At 68.1% G+C, this 21,902-nt stretch carries 4 protein-coding genes; 2 read left to right on the top strand and 2 right to left on the bottom strand.

Annotated elements, in window-relative coordinates:
- Positions 1-717: 717 nt before the first annotated feature.
- Positions 718-18,714, top strand: coding sequence for a hypothetical protein (locus UAJ10_RS24800; RefSeq protein ID WP_322917928.1), 17,997 nt, complete (start codon positions 718-720; stop codon positions 18,712-18,714).
- Between the two features lie 445 nt (positions 18,715-19,159).
- Positions 19,160-20,521, top strand: a complete 1,362-nt coding sequence (ltrA, locus tag UAJ10_RS24805; RefSeq protein WP_322919049.1) for a group II intron reverse transcriptase/maturase — start codon at positions 19,160-19,162, stop codon at positions 20,519-20,521.
- 123 nt (positions 20,522-20,644) lie between these two features.
- Here ltrA and mug read toward each other — a convergent pair whose 3' ends face one another.
- Both mug and UAJ10_RS24815 read right to left on the bottom strand, forming a co-directional pair.
- Positions 20,645-21,151: a G/U mismatch-specific DNA glycosylase gene (gene mug / locus UAJ10_RS24810; protein WP_322917929.1), complete on the bottom strand. Its 507-nt coding sequence runs from the start codon at positions 21,149-21,151 to the stop codon at positions 20,645-20,647.
- Complete coding sequence (locus UAJ10_RS24815) at positions 21,148-21,798, bottom strand: TetR/AcrR family transcriptional regulator (RefSeq protein ID WP_322917930.1); 651 nt, start codon at positions 21,796-21,798, stop codon at positions 21,148-21,150. The genes mug and UAJ10_RS24815 overlap by 4 nt, the downstream gene beginning before the upstream one ends.
- Positions 21,799-21,902 lie beyond the last annotated feature (104 nt).

Raw genomic sequence — 21,902 nt, forward strand, 5'->3', positions numbered from 1 at the left:
CCCTAGAACCGGCTGGCCGCCAAATTGTTCACCGCCGTATCCCACCGTCGGGTCATCAGGCCTAACGGCTGTGACGCCGCGCTCAGAGGATTTGGAGTCGCCGCCACCGGCCCCCGCCACAACCCCCATGATACAAACTAAAGATTATAACGTGTGGTTTTGACCCCGGCCCCGGCGGGGGCGGCATGGTGCATCGGGATAGCTTGTCCAACGGCGTGACGGGGTTGAGCCCTGCGCCGTCCGCCCTTCTCCAAAAGGATTAGTGGTTAAAAAACCCTAAAGAATTCGCGCAAGTCGATGCGCATGCGGCGATATTTTTCTCGAAAGTGAGCGATATGTGCATAAGGCGCGGCGTCAGATATCGAAAAGATCATATAAGCTCACAAGTTGTTACGAAATGTGACAAAGCCGAATACGGGGAAAAGATTAATCACCATTAACTAATATGGCCCATATCCCTCCCCCGATAGTTGAGGCTCCCGAAGATGCAATTGACATAGATTGCCCGCCTATACCAAAAGGTGGTGGCGCGCCTGATCCCTTTGGACAGGTCAGAAATTCAGGGGCACGGGGCTCCGGTTTCGGCGCGGAAGAAGGGTTGGGGTGGCAAGGAACGGATTTGGGTGCCGGGCGATCAGGCCCGGCTGTACCCCAAAGCCGCCTTTTTTGTCTCTCAACCCGTCAATGGTGCAAACCAGTGGTTGGGAGTGGGGCGGCATGGCGAAGCAGACGGTTACGCGCGGTCAGGGCACGAAGAAGACGCAGCAGGCCATTCTGCTGGGTGCATCGGCGCTGGCCATCGGCGCGGGCTTGGCGGCGCCGAAGTCGGCATGGGCCGCCGCCTGCGGCAGCTTCCAAAGCACATCCACGATCGGCTCGGTCGCCCACTGCACCACCTTCATCTGGACCGGCACGGTCGGCACCATCATCAACAACGGCACCCTGGTGGGGGCCTCGACCTCGTCCAGCGGCACGCTCAACACCGGTCTCAGCATCACGGGCGGCAAGACGCTGACCGGCCTGTTCAACAACAACATCATCGGTGGCACCGGCACGGCGGGCGGTTTCGCGGGTGTCATCATCACCGGCACGCCCACCTTCACCACCACCGCCGGCACCATCAGCTACGGCATCAGCGCCTACACCACCGTCGGCACCATCAACAACGCCGCCACCGGCACCATCCTGTCGGACGGCTTCGGCGGTGCGCTCAAGATCCAGAACGGCGTTAAGATCGGTGGCTTCAACAACGACGGCACCATCCTGGCCAACGGCAACAGCGCCGTGAACCTGACGGGCGGCAGCATCGGCACGCTGACCAACAATGGGTACATCTACAGTTCAGGGGGCGGGGCCGTCGACGTCGACGTCATCGTCACCATCAGCACCATTGGCACCCTGATCAATACCGGTATTTTCAAGGGCAATGCCGCCAGCACCGGCGCGCTGAACGTCTTCGGCGTGGTGGGATCCGTCAACAATTCCGGAACCATCGTCAACCTCGCCGGCCCGGGCGTACAGGTGAAGAACTACGGCGGTTACGGGCCCACGGCCACCTTCCACAGTCACGTCGGCCAGGACGGCACCATTTCCGCCCTGACCAACAGCGGGACCATCAGCGGTACCACCGGCACCATCTTCCGGACCGTCAACGGCACCGCCACCCCTTACGCCGTCCTTGAAGCCGGTGTTTCCATCGGGCCGGGTGGCACCATCGGCGTGTTGACCAATAGCGCGGGGGGTACGCTTACCGGCAACCCGGTCGGGACCTACACGATCCAAAACCCGACCATCACCACGATCCAGAGCCTGCTCACCCTGGTCGGCGGCGGCGGCGTCTATGTCGGTGCCACCAGCGGCAATGCCTCGGTGACCCACAACGGCTACCTCGGCACCCTCAACAACGCCGGCGTGATCGTCGGCCTCTATAGTGCCGGCTCTATCGGCACCATCGTCAACACCGGTACCATCCAGGGCAACGTCACCATCAACAGCATGGTGACCCTGATGGGCGGCACCGCCGGCACGATTGGCACCTTCGGCCCCAGCGGCACGCTGGCCAACACCCTGCAGGGCACCGCCGGCATTTCCATCGCCGGCGGCTCGCTCTACATCAATGACGCCATCCGCGTCGGCAGCAACACGCTGAGCAACGTGGGTGGCGACCTGACCATCGCCGCCGGCAAGATCCTCTCCGGCAACTACTACCAGACCCTGGCCAACAGCACGCTGACCACCAGCGGCCTGACGGTGACGGGCCGCATGACGCTGGCCCGCGGCACCATCGTCCCGTCCTTCAGCAGCACCGGCAACTTCATCGTCGGCACCGCCGGCGCCGTCCTATACTCCTCCGCCATCGTCAACCAGTCCGCCGTCTTCGCCGCCGTTCAGAAGCCCACCGGGGCGAACTTCAGCAACATCACCAACGGCGGCACCACGCTGATCTATGCCAACCCGCTCAGCGACTACATCGGCGGCGCCATGGGCACCCTGGCCGTGGCGCAGGGCGGCACCTTGAACGGCGCCGGCACCATCAGCGGCACCCTGGTGCCGACCGCGCTCTACATCGCCAGCACCGGCAGCCTGGGGACCCTCAGCAACAGCGGTGTCATCCGCGGCGACATCATCAACCTCAGCGCCAACAGCCTCAGCATCAAGGGCGGCACGCTCACCACCATCGGCACCCTGGCGGGCTACGGCGGCACGACCGGCACCATCACCAACACGGCCAGCAACGTCGTGCTGACGTCGGGCAACCTGCTGCTGAACGACACGGTCAACGTCGGCGTCAACACGCTGTCCAACCTGGGCGCCAGCCTGACCGTCACCTCGGGCGGCACCATCAGCGTCACCGGCAACTATGCCCAGACGGCCGGCACCCTGGTGCTGAACAACAGCCGCCTGGTGGTTAGCGGCGGGGCCAGTATCACCGGCGGCACCATCCTCGCCAGCATCGACGCCACCCAGAACTACGTCGTGGGCGACACGGCGACCGGTGGCACCGTCACCCTGATCTCGGCCGGTGCCGCCTCCGCCTACACCGCCGCCATCCGCGGCACGTCGCCCGGCATCAACCTGGGCACCATCGCCAGCGGCAACGACCTGGTGGGGGCGGTCAGGAACGACTACATCGCCGGCAGCTACGGCACCATCACCAACAGCGGCACGCTGTCTTCCACCACCGCGCTGTACATCGCCGCGACCGGCACGCTGGGCGCCCTGTCCAACACCGGCGTCATCGCCGGCAGCATCGTCAACAACAGCGCCCGGGATCTGGTCCTCCAGGGTGCCAGCGGCGCCAGCTATGGCACCTTCACCGGCGCGGGCGGCTCCATCGGCGTGCTGAGCAACACGCTGAGCAACGTCACGCTGACCGGCAACGTCCTGCTGAACGACGCCGTCAGCCTCGGCGCCAACACCTTGGTCAACGCCGGCGGCAACCTGCGCCTCGACAGCATCATCAATGTCACCGGCAACTACAGCCAGACCGGCGGCACCCTGCTGGAACGCTCCGCCGTCGGCGGCGGCCAACTGATCGTCAGCGGCGCGGCCGTGGTCAGCGGCGCCACCTATTCCGTGGTCGGGGCGCCCGCCGGCTACCATTATCTGCAGGGCCCTGCCGGCGGCACGCCCATCATTTCCGGCGGCGCCGGATCCAGCTACACCAGCATCACCTACGACAGCGGCATCACCGGCCTGACCCTGGGCGGCTACACCCAGGGCACCAGCCTGTGGGGCACCATCCTCAACGACTATGTCGGCGACAGCCTGGCCTCCATCTCCATCGCCAGTGGCACGGTCCTGGCGGCCCAGGCCGGCGTCCAGACCCTGATCTACATCAGCGGCGCCGGCACCTTGGGCACCTTGTCCAACAGCGGCACCGTCCAGGGCAACATCAACAACACCGGTTCGGCCGACCTGAACATTCGGGGCGGCAGCGGGGCCACCATCGGCACGCTGACGGGCTTTGGCGGCACGCTGGGCACCATCACCAACACGCACAGCAACGTGGTCGTCTCAGGCGGCAACGTGTACCTGGCGGACCAGGTCAACGTCGGCAGCGGCCTGTTGTACAACACCGGCGCGACGTTGAGCGTGGCGCCGGGCGTCACGGTCACGGGCAACTATCTGCAAAACAACGCCAACGGCACCCTGGTCCTGGGCGTGGGCGGGCCCCTGGTGGTCAGTGGCGGCGCCACCATCAGCGACGGCTACGTCAAGGTCGGCAGCTTCGACGGCTTGACCAACCATGTGGCGGGCGAAACCACGATCCTGGTGCAGGCTGGCGCCGCCTCCAGCTACACCCTGGTGAGCAGCCAGAGCGTGCCGGTGGTTCAGTCGAACGTGGGCGGGCTGGGCGTCATCGGCACCCAGGTGGGCAACAACCTGCAGGCCGTGGTCGAGAACGACTACTTCGGCACCTCCACCGCCGCCTTCACCCAGGCCGGCACCATCGTGCTGGGCACCAACAGCCAGGCCAGCGCCGCCCTGTACGTGGCGGGCACCGCCACCATCGGCACCCTGACCAACACCGGCGTGCTGAACGGTGAAGCCAATCTCGGCAACGGCATCTTCATGGCGTCGGCAGGCACGCTGGCGGCATCCATCGGCACGCTGGTCAACAGCGGCACCATCGCCGGCCGCGTCGGTGTGGCCAATTACAACGGCGTCATCGGCACCATCGACAACAGCGGCCAGATTCTGGACAGCCTGCCCAACTCGGGCATCTACAACGGCAACACCATCACCCTGGTGAACAACCAGGCCGCCGGCACCATCGCCGGCGCCTACGGCATCGCCAACAGCAACCTGCTTGGCACCATCCTGAACGCCGGACTGGTCGCCGGCTCTGTCACCAGCGGCTCGACCACCGCGGTGGGTATCGCCAACTACGGCACGCTCAACACCCTGACCAACAGCGGGCGCATCCTGGCCACGGCCGCCGCCATCGCGGTCGGCCTGAACAACAACGGCACCCTGGGGGCCCTGACCAACACGTCCACGGGTACCATCGGCGCCGTCGGCACCATCGGCGGCGGCACCGGCAACGTCATCGCCGGCGTGGCCAACGGCGGCACCATCGGCACCCTGTCCAACAGCGGGCTGGTCACCGTCACCGGCCGCGACACCGTGACCGGCTTCAACGTGGTCGCGGGCGTCGCCAACCTGTCGGGCGGCACCATCGGCCTCCTGTCCAACGCCAGCACCGTCACGGCCACCGGCAGCATCACCGATTTCAGCGGCTCCCGCCTGGCGGGCGTGTTCAACGCCGGGGTCGTCGGCACCCTGTCCAACACCGTGGGCGGCATGATCGGCGGCCAGGTTTACGGCATCGACAACTATACCGGCGGCGTCCTCACTCAGCTGTCCAACGCCGGCACCATCACTTCCGCCACCCGGACCGCCCTGTTCAACGAGGGCACGATCGGTACGCTGAGCAACAGCGGCACCATCCAGGGCCAGATCGCGCTGCGCCTGGGCAGCAGTGGCACCATCGGCACCTTCACCAACAGCGGCACCATCGCCGGCTCCATTCTCAACGGCGCCTCCACCGCCCTGGTCATCGCTGGTGGCGCCGGCACGGTGGTGGGCGTGCTGACCGGCGCCAGCGGCGGCCTGGGCAGCGCCGCCAAGGGAACGATCACCAGCACCGGCGCCAACCTGACCCTCAGCAGCGGCAACCTGCTGCTGAACGACGACATCGACGTCACGGGCCGTACCTTGGTCAGCAGCGGCGCCTCCCTGCGCCTATCCAACACCGTCACCGTCACCGGCGCCTACGCGCAGGGCGCCACCGGCACGCTGGTGCTGGGCAGCGGCGCGCTGCTATCGGTGACCGGTGCCGCCACCGTCACCGCGGGCACGGTCACCTCCAGCGGCTTCAACGCCACCGGCAACTACCTGGCGGGTGGCAGCAACGTCACCCTGGTGCAGGGCGGCGCCGGCTCGTCCTACAACACCACGGTGGTGGCGGGCGGCGGCATCACGGGCTTGGGCCTGACCGGCAGCGTGTCGGGCAACAACCTGCTGGCCGTTGTCGGCAACGACTATGTCGGCGGCTCACAAGGTTCCATCGTCAACAGCGGCTTGCTGAGCTATAGCGGCGCCAACACGGGTGCCGTCTACGTGGCCGGCACCGGCAGCCTGGGCACCCTGGTCAACAGCGGCACCATCGCCGGCTCCATCGCGGTTGAGCTGGCGTCGGGCGGCACCCTGGGCCAGGTGGTCAATACCGGCACCGTCAGCGGCAACCTGGTCAACCTGTCGACCAATGGGCTGGTCCTGTCGGGCGGCACGGTGGCCGGCACCTACACCGGCGGCACCATCACCAGCACTCTGGCCAACGTGACGCTGGCCTCGGGCGCCATCGTCCTGGGCGACGCGGTGAATGTCGGCGGCAACACACTGGTCAACGGCGGCGCGTCGGTGTCGCTCAACACCATCATCAGTGTCACCGGCAACTACAGCCAGTCCACCGGGACGCTGGTGCTGGGGGCAAGTGGCGAGCTGGTGGTCAGCGGCGCCGCGACCCTGACGGGGGGCGCCGTGGCTACGACCCTGTCGGCAACCGGCAACTACATCGCGGGACAGGCGGGCGCCACGCTGGTGGCGGGCGGCGCGGGCTCCAACTACACCGGTGTCACGGTCACCAGCAATGGGATCTCCGGGCTGGCCATGGGCGGCACAGCCGTCGGCACCAACCTGGTGGCTGTCAGCACCAACGACTATGTCGGGACCCTGCTGCCCACGCTGAACAACACACTCAGCATCGGCGGCATGCAGACAGCGCTGTTCGTCCGCAGCACGGGCAGCATCGGCACCGTCACCAACAGCGGCACGCTGGCGGGCGTCGGCGCCGTCACGGGCTACGGCGCGTCCATCGCCGGCACCATCGGGACCCTGACCAACAGCGGCCTGATCAGCGGCAACGGCACCAACGGCGGTTACGGCCTGCTGAACCGGGGCACCATCGGCACGCTGATCAACACGGTGGGCGGCACCTTCGCCGGCCTGGCCGGCACGGTGGGCTACGGCCTGATCAACCAGAGCATCCTCAACACCGTCGTCAACTATGGCCTCATGACCGGCCATGACGGCGGCCTGCAGAACATGGGCACCATCCAGCTGCTGGACAACGCCAGCGGCGGCACCATCCGGTCCAACAGCGCCAGCGCGCAGCAGGGGCTGCGCAACGACGGCACCATCGTCACGCTGCTGAACGACGGCCTGATCGGCAACAACTACGGCCTGTTCCAGGCGGCGGGCACGATCCAGACGCTGGTGAACAACGGCACCATCGCCGCCAACGCCAGCGGCGTGTACATGAGCGCCGCCATCGGGACCATCAGCAACAGCGGCACCATCACGGCGTCGCACAAGGCCATCGTGGACAACTCGACCCTGACGGCGCTGCTGAACAGCGGCACGCTCAAGGGCACGCAGGCACTGGCCATCGGGGCCAACGGCCGCGTGGGCACGATCAGCAACAGCGGCCTGATCCAGGGCAACATAGTCAACAGCGGCACTGTCGGCCTGACCATCGGCGGCGGCGCCAACGGCACCATCGGCACCCTGACGGGTCTGACCGGTCAGGGCTTGATCACCAACACCCTCGCCAACCTGGTGTTCTCCTCCGGCGACCTGCTGCTGAACGACAATATCAACGTCGGCAGCAATACGGTGGTGAACGGCGGCGCCAGTCTATCGTTGGCCACCCTGACGACCGTCACCGGCACATACAGCCAGGCCAGCGGTACCCTGGCGGTGACCCCCGGCACCAGCCAGTTGATGGTCAACGGGGTCGCCAGCATCACGGGCGGCACGGTCAAGGCCAACTTCACCAGCGCCGGCACCTACCTTGTCGGCACCGCCACCCTGGTCAGCAGCAGCGGCGCCTCCTCCTACGCCGGCGCCGTCGTCACGGCCAACAGCGTCACGGGCCTCGTCACCGGCAGCAGCAGCATCAGCGGCAACGACCTGCTGTTGGCCATCCGGAACGACTATGTTGGCGGCGGCTTGGCGACACTGGCCAACACCGGCTCCATCGGCGGCGTCCAGACGGCGGCCTATATCGCCGCCACGGGCAGCGTCGGCACGCTCAGCAACAGCGGCACGCTGGCGGGCACTGTCAATGCGCTGGCCATCAGCGCTGGTGGCAGCCTGGGCACGCTGGTCAACACCGGCGCCCTGCAGGGCAACATCACCAACGCCAGCACCAACGCCTTCACCATCCTGGGTGGCAACGGCGGCACGGTGGGCACGCTGACCGGTTTCTCCGGCAGCATCGGGACCCTCAGCAGCACCGGCGCCAACGTGGTCCTGGGCGGTGGCAACCTGCTGCTGAACGACCAGGTCAACGTCGGCGGCAACACCCTGGTCAACAGCGGCGCCTCGGTCCGGCTGGGCACCCTCCTCACCGTCACTGGCAACTACAGCCAGTCGGCGGGCACCCTGGACGTGGGCAGTAACCGCCTGGCGGTCAGCAATGCTGCCAGCATCACCGGCGGCACTGTCGTCACCACACTGTCCAGTTCCGTCAACTACATCGCGGGGCAGGTGGGCAGCACGCTGGTGGCGGGCGGCGTCGGGTCGAACTACACCGGCGTCAGCGTTTCCGCCGGCACCATCTTCGGCCTGGCCGTGGGCGGTACCACCAGCGGTACCAACCTGGTGGTCGTGGCGCAGAACGACTACATCGCCGGCAGCCTGGCCAGCCTGGGCAACACCGGCAGCATCGGCGGCGTGCTGTACGCGGCCTACGTCACCTCCACCGGCACCCTGGGCACCCTGAACAACAGCGGCACCCTGGCCGGCGTGGGCGGCAGCACCACGGCGGCGGGCGTGCGCAATGTCGGCAGCATCGGCACGCTGTCCAACAGCGGCGTCATCCGTGTCACCGGCGCGCACTTCAGCGACGCCCTCTACAACAGCGGCACCATCGGCACGCTGCTGAACGCCGCCGCCGGCACCATCGCCGCCACCGTCAGCGGCGCCGGTGTGGAGAACACGGCCTTCATCGGCACCCTGGGCAACAGCGGCACCATCATCGGCGCCAGTTATGGCCTGGAAAACATCGGCACCATCGCCACGCTGAACAACGCCGGCACCATCACCGGCAACACCGCCATCAGCAACGCCGGCAGCATCGGCACGCTGATCAACAGCGGCCGCATGGGCAGCAACCTCGGCTTCTACCAGCACGGCGCCGTCATCGGCACCGTGATCAACAGCGGCGTGATGGGCGGCAACGGCGGCGTTTTCGCCAGTTCCGGCATCAACACCTTCATCAACAGCGGCACGGTGCTGGGCACCAGCAACAGCACGGGCGCCCTGTCGCTGGCGGGCAGCGCCACCATCGGCACGCTGATCAACAGCGGCGTCATCAACGGCAACATCATCAACAACGGCGCGGGCGACCTGTCCATCGGCGGCGGCACGGCCGGCACCGTGGGCACCCTGACCGGCGGCAGCATCACCAGCACGTCCCACAACGTGGTGTTCAACACCGGCGCCCTGGCGCTGGGCGATGCCATCAACGTCGGCGCCAACACGGTGGCCAACACCGGCGCCAACCTGGCGCTGGCCAACAGCGTCAGCATCACCGGCAACTACAACCAGTCGGCGGGCACGCTGGCGGTCAGCCCCGGCGTCAGCCAACTGGTGGTCAGCGGCATCGCCAGCATCAGCGGCGGCAAGGTCAGCGCCAGCCTGTCCAGCACCGGCAACTACCTGGCGGGCGGCAACTACACCCTGGTGCAGGGTGGCACCGGTTCCAGCTACACCGGCGCGACCCTCACCATCACGGGTGGGGTGACGGGCCTCAGCGCCGGCGCCTCCGTCGCCACCATCGGCGGCAACGTCGACCTGCTGATGGCCTTCAACAACGACTATGTCGGCGGCACGCTCGCCACCCTCAACAACACCGGCACCATCAGCGCCAACAGCGGCATCTACGTCACCAGCACCGGCTCGGTCGGCACCCTGACCAACAGCGGCCTGCTGAATGGACGCTACGCCTTCATCAACCAGGGCAGCGTGGGCACCCTGGTCAACACCGGCGTGATCGCGGCGGGCAGCACCGGGGTCCAGGGCCAGGGCAACTACGGCACGGTCATCAACAGCGGCACCATCAGCGGCGCCAGCGTGGCCGTCGCCTTCGGCGGGTCCGTCGGCACGCTGGTGAACAGCGGCCTGATCAGCGGCCCCGTGGCGATCTACGACGGCAGCATCCTGGGCACGCTGGTCAACAGCGGCACCATCGCCGGCAGCATCGTCAACGCCGGCAGCGGCGTGCTGACCATCCTGGGCGGCACTGGCGGCACGGTCGGCACCCTGACCGGCCAGAGCGGCAGCATCGGCATCCTGTCCAGCAGCGGCGCCAATGTGGTGCTGGCATCGGGCGCCCTGCTGCTGAACGACCAGGTCGACCTGGGCGGGACCAACACCCTGGTGAACAGCGGCGCCTCGGTGCGCCTGGGCAGCTTGATCAGCGTCACGGGCCGGTACAGCCAGACGGCCGGCACGCTGGATGTCGGCAGCGGCAGGCTGGTGGTCAGCGGTGCTGCCAGCATCACCGGCGGCACCGTCGTGGCCACGCTGTCCGGTACCGCCAACTACCTGGCAGGACAGATCAGTTCCACCACCCTGGTGGCGGGCGGTGTCGGCTCCAGCTACACCGGCGCCAGCGTGGCGGCCGGTGGCGTGACCGGCTTGGCCGTGACCGGGACCACCAGCGGCACCAACCTGGTCGTCGCGGGCCTGAACGACTACATCGGCGCCACGCTGGGCACCCTCAACAACACGGGCACCATCAGCGCCAGCAACGCCGTCTATGTGGCGGCGACGGGCAGCCTGGGCAGCCTGACCAACAGCGGCACGCTGCAGGGCGCGACGGCGGCCCTGAACAACCTGGGCTCCATCGGCTCCATCCTGAACGGCACGCTGGGGACCCTGGGCACGCTGGGCAACGTGGGCGTCATGGTGGGCGCGGTGGGTGTGGCCAACAGCGGCAGCATCGGCACGCTGACCAGCTACGGCACCATCACCGGCACGACCGGGGCGGCCGTGGACAATCAGGGCTTTGTCTACGGCCTGGGCAACGCCGGCACCATGACCGGCGTGACCAGTGGTGTGAACAACACCGGCGGCATCGCCATCTTCCAGAACGCCGGCCTGGTCTCCGGCTCCATCGGCCTGAACAACAGCGGCACCCTCGGGGTGGTCGGCAACATCGGCTTCGGTCCCTTCGTCGGCAGCATCACCGGCTCGGCCACCGGCATCCGCAACGCCGGCGTCATCGGCACCGTGATGAACCAGGGCGTGATCTCGGGCGTGACCGCGATCTACAACGGCGCCAGCGCCACGCTGGGCACCATCGCCAACGCCGGCCTGATCCAGGGCAACATCGTCAACCTGTCCGCGGGTGACCTGGTCATCGCCGGCCTGGCCGGCACCCTGGCGGGCGGCAGCATCACCAACACCGGCAGCAACGTCGTCTTCGCCGGCGGCAGCCAGGTGGTGGGCGACGCCATCAATGTCGGCAGCCACACGGTGGTGAACAGCGGCGCCACGCTGTCGCTGCTGAACGACCTGAGCATCACGGGCGCCTTCAGCCAGTCGACGGGCACGCTGGGTCTGGGCACCAACCACCTGGTGGTCAGCGGTGTCGCCGCGATCACGGGCGGCGCCATCACCGCCAGCGTGGACGCCACGCAGAACTACGTGGTGGGGGGCAGCAACGGGGCCATCCTGGTGCAGGGCGGCGCGGGGTCCAGCTACACTGGGGTCAGCCTGACCTCCGGCGTCACCGGCCTGACCATCGCGGCCGGCACCCAGACCATCGGGTCCAACGTGGACCTGGTCGTGACGGCGGCCAACGACTACATCGGCGGCACGCTGGGCAGCCTGGGCAACAGCGGCACCATCAGCGGCGTGGTGACGGCGGCCTACATCGCCACCACCGGCTCCCTCGGCACCTTGGCCAACAGCGGCCTGCTGGACGGTGCCCGCTATGGCATCCGCAACCAGGGCACCGTTGGCCTGGTGGACAACAGCGGCACGGCCACGGGCCTGGTCGGCCTGTGGAACCAGGGCATCATCGGCACGGTCATCAACACCGGCCTGCTGAAGGACGCGCCCTCGGCGCAGGCCGCGGGCCTGAACAACGCCGGCAGCATCGGCGTGCTCACCAACATGGGCAGCATCAGCAGCGTCGCCTACGGCCTGTACAACAGCGGCACCATTGACAGCATCGGCAACAGCGGCGTCATCAGCGCCACCGATACCGTCACGGGTCGGGCCCTGCGCAACGCCATAGGCGCCACCATCGGCGCCCTCAACAACAGCGGCACCATCGCCGGCGTCACCGCCCTGTACAACCAGGGCAGCGTCGGCCCCATCGCCAACAGCGGCGTGATCGCCGGCAACGTGATGAACAGCAGCGCCAACGCCCTGGTGTTCACCGGCGGCACCGGTTCCACCATCGGCACGCTGACCGGCGCCACCGGCGTCGGCACCCTCAGCAGCACGCTGGCCAACGTGGTGCTGGCCGGCGGCAACCTGTGGCTGAACGACCAGGTGGACGTGGGCGGGACCAACACCCTGGTCAACAGCGGTGCGTCCCTGCGGCTGACCACCGTCATCGGCGTCAATGGCACCTACACCCAGTCGGCGGGCACCCTGCAGGTGGCGTACGGCAGCGCCCAGCTGGCCGTCAGCGGGGCCGCGGTCCTGACCGGCGGCACCATCGCCGCCACGGGCGTGCCGGGCACCATCAACATGCTGGCGGGCGTGGGCGACACCGTGGCCCTGGTGGCCGGTGGCGCCGGCTCCAGCTACACCGGCCTCAGCTACACCAGCGACGTGACGGGGATGGAGGTTACGGGCAGCGTCGGCGGCAACAACCTCTACCTGGCCGGCATCAACGACTACGTCGGCGGCAGCATCGGCACCCTCAGCAACAGCGGCACCATCAACGCCAACAACGCCGTCTACGTGGCGGCCACGGGCAGCCTGGGCAGCCTGACCAACAGCGGCACGCTGCAGGGTGCGACGGCGGCCCTGAACAACCTGGGTTCCATCAACTCCATCCTGAACGGCACGCTGGGGACCCTGGGCACGCTGGGCAACGTGGGCGTCATGGTGGGCGCGGTGGGTGTGGCCAACAGCGGCAGCATCGGCACGCTGGTCAGCTACGGCACCATCACCGGCACGACCGGCGCCGCCGTGGACAACCAGAACGTCCTGTTCGCCCTGGGCAACGCCGGCACCATGACCGGCGTGACCAGCGGCGTGAACAACGCCGGCAGCATCGCCGTCTTCCAGAACGCCGGCCTGGTCTCCGGCTCCATCGGCCTGAACAACAGCGGCACCCTCGGGGTGGTCGGCAACATCGGCTTCGGTCCCTTCGTCGGCAGCATCGCCGGGTCGGCCACCGGCATCCGCAACGCCGGCGTCATCGGCACCGTGATGAACCAGGGCGTGATCTCGGGCGTGACCGCGATTTACAACGGCGCCAGCGCCAGCCTGGGCACCATCGCCAACGCCGGCCTGATCCAGGGCAACATCGTCAACCTGTCCGCGGGTGACCTGGTCATCGCCGGCCTGGCCGGCACCCTGGCCGGCGGTAGCATCACCAACACCGGCAGCAACGTCGTCTTCGCCGGCGGCAGCCAGGTGGTGGGCGACGCCATCAATGTCGGCAGCCACACGGTGGTGAACAGCGGCGCCACGCTGTCGCTGGCCAGCACGGTCAGCATCACGGGCAACTACGCCCAGGCGACGGGCACGCTGGCGCTGGGCAGCAACCATCTGGCGGTCAGCGGGGTGGCCAGCATCAGCGGCGGCGTGGTCAGCACGACCTTCGACACGACGACCAACTACATCGTGGGCTCGCCCACCGGGGTGATCCTGGTGCAGGCGGGGGCCGGGTCCAGCTACACCGGGGTCGACGTGCTGTCGGGCATCACCGGCCTGACGGTGGGCGCCGGCACCCAGACCATCGGGTCCGACGTGGACCTGGTGCTGGCGGCGGTGAACGACTACATCGGCGGCACCCTCGCCACGCTGAACAACACCGGCACCATCGCCGGCGTGGTGACGGCGGCCTACATCGGCACCCTGGGCAGCCTGGGCACGCTGGCCAACAGCGGCATCCTGGACGGTGACCTGTATGGTATCCGCAACCGCGGGACCATCGGCTTGGTGGCCAACAGCGGCACGGCCACGGGCCGGGTGGGCCTGTGGAACCAGGGCACCATCGGCACGGTGGTGAACACGGGCACCCTGAAGGACGCGCCGGAGGTCAACGCCGCCGGCCTGAACAACCAGGGCACCATCGGCGCCGTCATCAACCAGGGCGGCACCATCAGCAGCGTCGCCTACGGCCTGTACAACAGCGGCACCATCGGCAGCATCGACAACAGTGGCCTGATCAGCGCCACCGACACGGTCAGCGGCCGGGGCCTGCGCAACAGCGGCACCATTGGCGCCCTCAGCAACAGCGGCACCATCGCCGGCGTGACCGCCCTGTACAACCAGGGCAGCATCGGCACCATCGCCAACAGCGGCACGATATCCGGCAACGTGGTGAACAGCAGCGCCAACGCCCTGGTGTTCACCGGCGGCACCGGTTCCACCATCGGCACGCTGACGGGCCAGAACGGCGCCATCGGCACGATCAGCAGCACGCTGGGCAACGTGGAACTGGCCGGCGGCAACCTGCTGCTGAACGACCAGGTGAATGTCGGCGCGGCCACGCTGGTGAACAGTGGCGCCAACGTGCTGCTGACCAACGCCATCAGTGTGACGGGCAACTACAGCCAGTCGGCGGGCACCCTGGCCATGGGCATCGGCAGCGGCACGGCGGGTGAGCTGCTGGTCAGCGGCGACGCCGCCTTCACCGGCGGCACCGTCGCCGTGACGGCGCTGTCGGGCAGCAACCTGATCGCGGGCCAGAGCTACACCATCGTCGAGGTGGGCGGGACCTTGACCACCAGCGGCCTGACGGCGGCAGCCACGGGCTTCAGCGCCACGCTGGGCAGTGGGGCCAACGGGTCGGCCACCGACCTGCTGCTGACGCTGCTCAGCGACTATGTCGGCGGCAATCTCTCCACCCTGACCAACAGCGGCACCATCAACGCCGCCACGGCGGTGCTGATCACCAGCGCCGGCAGCCTGGGCACCCTGGCCAACAGCGGGGCCATCATCGGCAATGTCATCAACAACAGCGCCAATGATCTGGTGGTCGTGGGCGGCACCGGCGGCGCGGTGGGCGGCTTCTCCGGTGGCACCATCCGCAACAGCCTGAGCAACCTGACCTTCGCGTCGGGTGCGGTCAGCCTGGCCGACGCCATCGACGTGACCGGCCACACGGTGGCCAACACGGGCGCCAGCCTGACGCTGGCCAGCGACGTGGCGGTGACGGGCAACTACAGCCAGACGGCGGGCACGCTGTCGGTGGCCGGGCATGTCCTGAGCGTCAGCGGGGCGGCGCAGGTGACGGGTGGGGTGGTCAATGCCGGCATGGTGGGCACGGCCAACTACCTGGTGGGTGACAGCGTCACCCTGATCCGTGGCGGCACCGGCTCGACCTACACCGGGTCCACGGTGGTCAGCGGCCTGACGGGCCTGGACGCCACGGGTGCCGCCAGCGGCAGCAATCTGCTGGCGGTGGCGGGCAACGACTACATCGGCGCCAGCCTGGCCACGCTCAGTGTGACGGGCACGCTGGCCAACAATGCGGGCGGCGCCACGGCGCTGTACATCGCCGGCACGGGCACGCTGGGCAGCCTGGCCAACAGCGGCCTGATCAGCGGCAACATCACCAACGTCTCCGCCCGGGATCTGACCATCATTGGCGCCACTGGGGGTGGCAGCGGCACGGTGGTGGGCAGCTTCGGCGGCGGCACCATCCGCAACACGGGCGCCAACGTGGTGTTCGCGTCGGGCGCGGTCGCCCTGGGCGACCAGATCGACGTGGGCGGCACGCACACGGTCAGCAACATCGGGGCGGCCCTGGCGCTGACCACGGACGTGGGCGTCACCGGCACCTATGCCCAGAGCGCCGGCAGCCTGACCGTGAACGGCCATGTGCTGACGGTCAGCGGCCCGGCGCTGGTCACCGGTGGCACGGTCAGCGCCGGCGTCTCCGGCGTGGGCAACTATTTTGTCGGCGACAGCGTGACCCTGATCCAGGGTGGGGCGGGGTCGTCCTACACCGGGGCCGTGGTCACCAGCGGCCTGACCGGTCTGGACGCCAAGGGCTCGGTCAGCGGCAGCAACCTGCTGGCGGCGGCGGGCAACGACTACATCGGCGCCAGCCTGGCCACGCTGAACGTCACGGGTACCCTGGCCAACACGGCCGGCGGGGCCACGGCGCTGTACATCGCCAGCACCGGCACGCTGGGCAACCTGGCCAACAGCGGCACCATCAGCGGCAACGTGGTCAACGCCAGCACCCGGGACCTCACCATCAACGGAGGGGGCAACGGCGCGGTGGGTCGCTTCACCGGCGGCACCATCACCAACACCGGGTCCAACGTGGTGTTCGCGTCCGGCGCCATCAGCCTGGGCGACGCCCTCAACGTGGCGACGCACACGGTCAGCAACGCCGGCGCCAGCATCGCGCTGGCCAGTGACGTGGCGGTCACGGGCAACTTCAGCCAGAGCAGCGGCACCCTGACCACGGGCGGTCATGTGCTGACCGTCAGCGGGGCTGCCAACGTGACGGGCGGCGTGGTCAACGCCGGGGTCAGCGCCGTGGGCAACTACCTGGCGGGCGACCGGGTCACCCTGATCCAGGGCGGCACGGGCTCCAATTACGCCGGGGCCACCGTCACCAGCGGCATCGCCGGCCTGTCGGCCACGGCCGTGACCAGCGGCAGCAATCTGCTGGCGGCGGCGGGCAACGACTACATCGGCGGCAGCCTGGATACCCTCAACAACGCCGGCACGGTGAGCAGCCCGACGGCGCTGTACATCGCCTCGACCGGCACCTTGGGCACCCTGGCCAACAGCGGGGCGCTGGCCGGCAACATCACCAACCTGTCGACCGGCGACCTGATCATCAACGGCGGCAGCCTGGCCACCCCGGGCACCCTGACCGGGTACAACGGCGCCATCGGCACGATCAGCAACACCGGCAGCAACGTGCGCTTTACCGGCGGTGTGCAGCTGCTGAACGACCACATCAACGTCGGCAGCCACACGGTGTTCAACAGCGGGACCACCCTGCTGGTGAACAGCGCCATCAACATCACCGGCGGCTACAGCCAGTCGGCGGGCACGCTGGCCATCGGCGTGACCACGCCCACCAGCTACGGCAACCTGGCGGTCAGCGGTGCCGCCGCCTTCACCGGCGGTTCGGTGCTGCTGCAAGGCGTGGGCAGCGGGGCCGGGGCCCTGCAGGCCGGCACCTACACCATCGCCTCGGGCAATGGTCTCAGCCTCAGCGGCGTGGACTTCACGGCCACCGGCTACACCGTGACCAGCGACCTGGTGACGGTGGGCGGCACCACCCAGCTGGTGGTGAAGGTGGCGGGCAAGGCCACCAACTACACGGCCGTGGGCAACGCCCAGGGCGGTGCCGCGGTGGGCACCGGCTCAGCCCTGGACCAGATCGCGGCCCTGGCGTCCAACAGCATCACCACCAACCCGCAGGTGGCGGCGTTCACGCAGCAGGTGCTGGCGCCGCTGGCGACGCTGACGCCGGCGGCCAAGCAGGTGGCGGTGGCGCAGCTGTCACCCAGCCAGCTGACGCCGCAGCTGACGGCGACCTCGGTGACGCCCACCACCACGGCCATCAGCCAGCACCAGGAAACGGTGGCCAGCCTGATGGACGGCAGCGAGAAGGGTGCCGCCGCCGGTTCCAACGGGCGCGAGGGCGTGATCTGGGGCGAGGTCGTGGGCGCCGGCGTGCTGCGCGGCACGACGACGGAGGCGGCGGGCTACCGGGCCAGCAGCTCCGGCGTGGTGCTGGGTGCCGATTGGTTCGCCAGTGACGAGGTCATGGCCGGCCTGGCCTTCAGCTGGATCAACAGCGCGTCGGTGGGCCAGGGCGTCATGGCGGGCAGCCTGACGCGGGTGGGCAGCTACCAGCTGACGGCGTACAGCGTCTGGCGCCCGGACTTCGCCGACCAGAAGCTGTCGGTGGAGGGCCAGGTGGGCTTTGGCTACAACCACTTCGACCAGCGCCGCGACATCGCCTTCCTGGGTGCCCGCGCCAACGCCAACTACGGCGGGGAGCAGTACCTGGGCAAGGTGACGGTGGGCTACGACCTGCCGCAGCAGGGGGCCTTCACCTTCACGCCGCAGTACAGCCTGCGCTTCGTGCGCCTGGTGAACCACGCCTACCAGGAACACGACGCGGGTCCGGCCAACCTGAAGGTGGATGTGCTCGGCACCAACGCGGTGACGCAGGAGGTGGGCCTGAAGGTGGACACGCAGTGGAACACCGGCGTGGGCCTGCTCTCGCCCGACCTGCGGGTGGCCTGGGTGCACGACTTCAAGGATGGGCCCATCCCGACCACGGGCGTGCTGGCCGGCGTGGCCTTCGCCAGCAGCACCGGCCGGGTCAACACCGACGGCCTGGCCGTCAACCTGGGCGCCACGCTGCAGCAGAGCGAAACCTTCAGCCTGCGCCTGGAGTACAACGGCGAGTACCGCCACGACTACCAGAGCCACGGCGGCGTCCTGCGCGCCAGCTGGAGCTTCTAAGGTCGATCCTTCAACAGAAAGCCCCGCTGGAGCGATCCGGCGGGGTTTTTTGTTGTGCGCCCAGCATGGGCGCGTTCTTGAGGGTGTAAGTCCCTCCGTAAGCTGGTCACAGTGAACGAAGCGAAGCGCAACTGCGGAAGGGCGACCGACCGTGGGGAGGAAGCGTGGAGCGAAGCTGCGTGCCGATGGACAAGAACTGGATAGAAGGCGGTGCTGATCAGGGCGAGCGGGCAGCAAGTCGTGAAGCTCTTGTGACCAAGGATCGGTGGCGTAAATCCGGCGGTGGTGCAGTGAAGGAGCGCGTTCTTACCTGGGGAGGTCCCGCCTTGCGCCTGAAAGGGCGACGGTGTTGAGCCGGAGCGGGAAGTCAGCCGAGGTCGTAGTAGGGACTGTGGAGAGCAGGCCTGAAGGACCGAACGAGGAGGAGTGTTGATCCACCGTGGCGATGCGGAAGGCAGAGCGTCAGATGCCCGCGCGAGCGGGGCGGCTGGGAGGGAGGCAAGGTGAAGCCTTGCCTGGGTCCGGCAGCGACGAAGCCTTGCGCCCGCGCCCGGGAATGGAAAGCACGGGGTCAGGGCTGCTGCTGGCGGCCCTGACGCGAGAGAACCTGCAACGGGCTTGGCGGCGGGTGCGGTCCAACAAGGGCGCGGCGGGGGTAGACGGACTGGACATTGACCAGACGGCGGCCCACCTGCGCACGGCATGGCCTGTGATCCGGAGCCAGGTACTGTCAGGGACGTACCGGCCTCAGCCGGTACGACGGGTGGCGATCCCGAAACCGGACGGGGGCGAGCGCGAGCTTGGCATCCCGACGGTGACGGATCGTCTGATCCAGCAGGCGCTGCTGCAGGTGCTGCAGCCTATTCTTGATCCGAGCTTCAGCGAGTACAGCTACGGCTTCCGTCCGGGTCGAGGGGCGCATGACGCGGTGCTTCAAGCACAGTCGTACGTCCAGTCGGGGCGGCGGGTGGTGGTTGACGTGGACCTGGAGAAGTTCTTCGACCGGGTGAACCACGACATCCTGATCGACCGTATCGGGAAGCGCATCGGGGATGCCGGCGTCGTCCGGCTGATCCGGGCGTACCTGGACAGCGGGATCATGGTGGGGGGCGTGGTCCAGGCACGGGAGAGGGGGACGCCGCAGGACGGCCCGCTGTCGCCTCTGCTGGCCAACGTCCTGCTCGACGGGGTGGACAAGGAACTGGAACGTCGGGGCCATTGCTTCGTGCGCTACGCCGATGACGCGAACGTCTACGTTCGCTCACGGAAGGCGGGGGCACGGGTGATAGCGCTGTTACGGCGGCTTTATGGCCGGCTGTGCCTCTCGGTCAACGAGACCAAGAGCGCCGTGGCCAGCGTGTTCGGCCGCAAGTTCCTGGGCTATGGCTTCTGGGTGGCGCCGGGCGGCATCATCAAGCGGCGGGTCGCCGACAAGCCGTTGGCGACCTTCAAGCAGCGCGTCCGGCACCTGACCTGCCGATCCGGCGGGAACAGCGTGCAGGAGGTGGTGACGCGCCTGCGCTCCTATGTCCTGGGATGGAAGGCCTACTTCCGTCTGGCGCAGACACCCCGGGTCTGGAACGACCTGGACCAGTGGATGCGTCACCGGCTGAGGGCCGTCCAGCTCAAGCAGTGGAGGCACGGCGCAACCATTTACAGGGAGTTGAAGGCCTTGGGTGCCAAACAGCACGTTGCCCGTCGAGTGGCGGATAACAGCCGCTGCTGGTGGCGCAACAGTGCAATGGCCCTCAACGCCGGTCTCACCCTGAAGTGGGCCGACGCCCTGGGACTACCCCGTCTCTCCTGACCTCAACTCCTCGAACCGCCCGGTGCGGACCCGCATGCCGGGTGGTGTGGGAGGGGAGCGATCAACTAGGATCGCCCCCTATCCCGATTGGTTTATCTCGGAACACCGCCCGCTGGATAAGGCCTAACCCATCGCTTGGCGCAGGGGGCGGTAGGCGTCCACCAGTTGGTCCAGGGTGAAGGCCCGGTTCCGCCCGCTCGGGTTCGGCAAGACCCATGCTTGGGCCCCGCCGAAGGGGACCGCCTGACAACCCCAGTCGATCTTTCGGCGCCCTGAGAGTGCGGCATAGCCGGCCTTTCCCAGGAATGCCACCATGCGGGGCGCGTGGCGGGTGATCTTCTCCTCGAGCCGCGCGGCGGCGTCGATGAATTCGCGGGCGGATATTTCATCCGCCCCCGCTGTCGGCCGGTCGACCACGGTTGTCAAGCCGCACCGATACAGGGGAAGGGTCTGTGCCTCCAGGGGGCTTAGTTCCAGCGGGGTGAAGCCGGCACGATGGATGACGCGCCAAAAGCGGTTCCCCCGTCCGGCGAAATGATGCCCCGTGGCCGCGGCGGTCAGCCCCGGGTTGATCCCGCAGAAAACCACGTCCAAGTGCCGCGCGAGTATGTCCGGCAGCGCCTCGCTCATCGGCACAGGGCGCGCACCGCCTTGCGCGCCAGCTCTTCCAGGTCGCCGCGCGTGGCGCCGGACCGGGCGCGAATGGCGATGGTGTGCATCACGCCGGTGGCGATCACGGCGAGCGCGGACGGATCCGCGTCGCCCCGCAATTCACCCGTCTTCTGGGCGGCACGGAAGCGGGCCGCGAAATCGGCGTCGAAGGCGAGAAAGCCTGTCATCAGGCTCTCACGGATCTCCGCGTCCTCCACGGCCTCCGTCACCGCCGTTCCCACCACGAAACAGCCGCGCGCTGGGCCGTCGCCAGGGGAACCATCGGTGGAGGGCGTGTCAGAAAAATAGATGGCCAGCGCCCCCTCGTAAGCCCGCATCAGGGAGTCCGCCAAGGGGCGGTCCAGGGCGAGATCGGCGCGCATGCCGTCCAGGGCGACCTGCCAATAGTGCGCCAGCGCCTTGAGATAGAGCGAGCGCTTGTCGCCGAACGCCGCATAGAGGCTGGGCCGGTTCATGCCCGTCGCGGCCGAGAGGTCATCCAGCGACGTCCCCGAATAACCGCTTTTCCAGAACGCATCCATGGCGCGCAGCAGCGCCGCATGCGGATCGTAGGCGCGGGGCCGGCCGCGGCGCTTGGCTTCCATGCCGTCTTTAATTTGTACCATATCGCATAAAATCCTTTGACGCGGTCCTTGGCTTCGATATATATACTGCTTAGTACAAAACACAAGGGCGGCGCCGGCCTCGCAATGAGCGCTTCCCCGAAATC

This window comes from Nitrospirillum guaranorum (assembly GCF_034653275.1).
Taxonomy (GTDB): Bacteria; Pseudomonadota; Alphaproteobacteria; order Azospirillales; family Azospirillaceae; genus Nitrospirillum.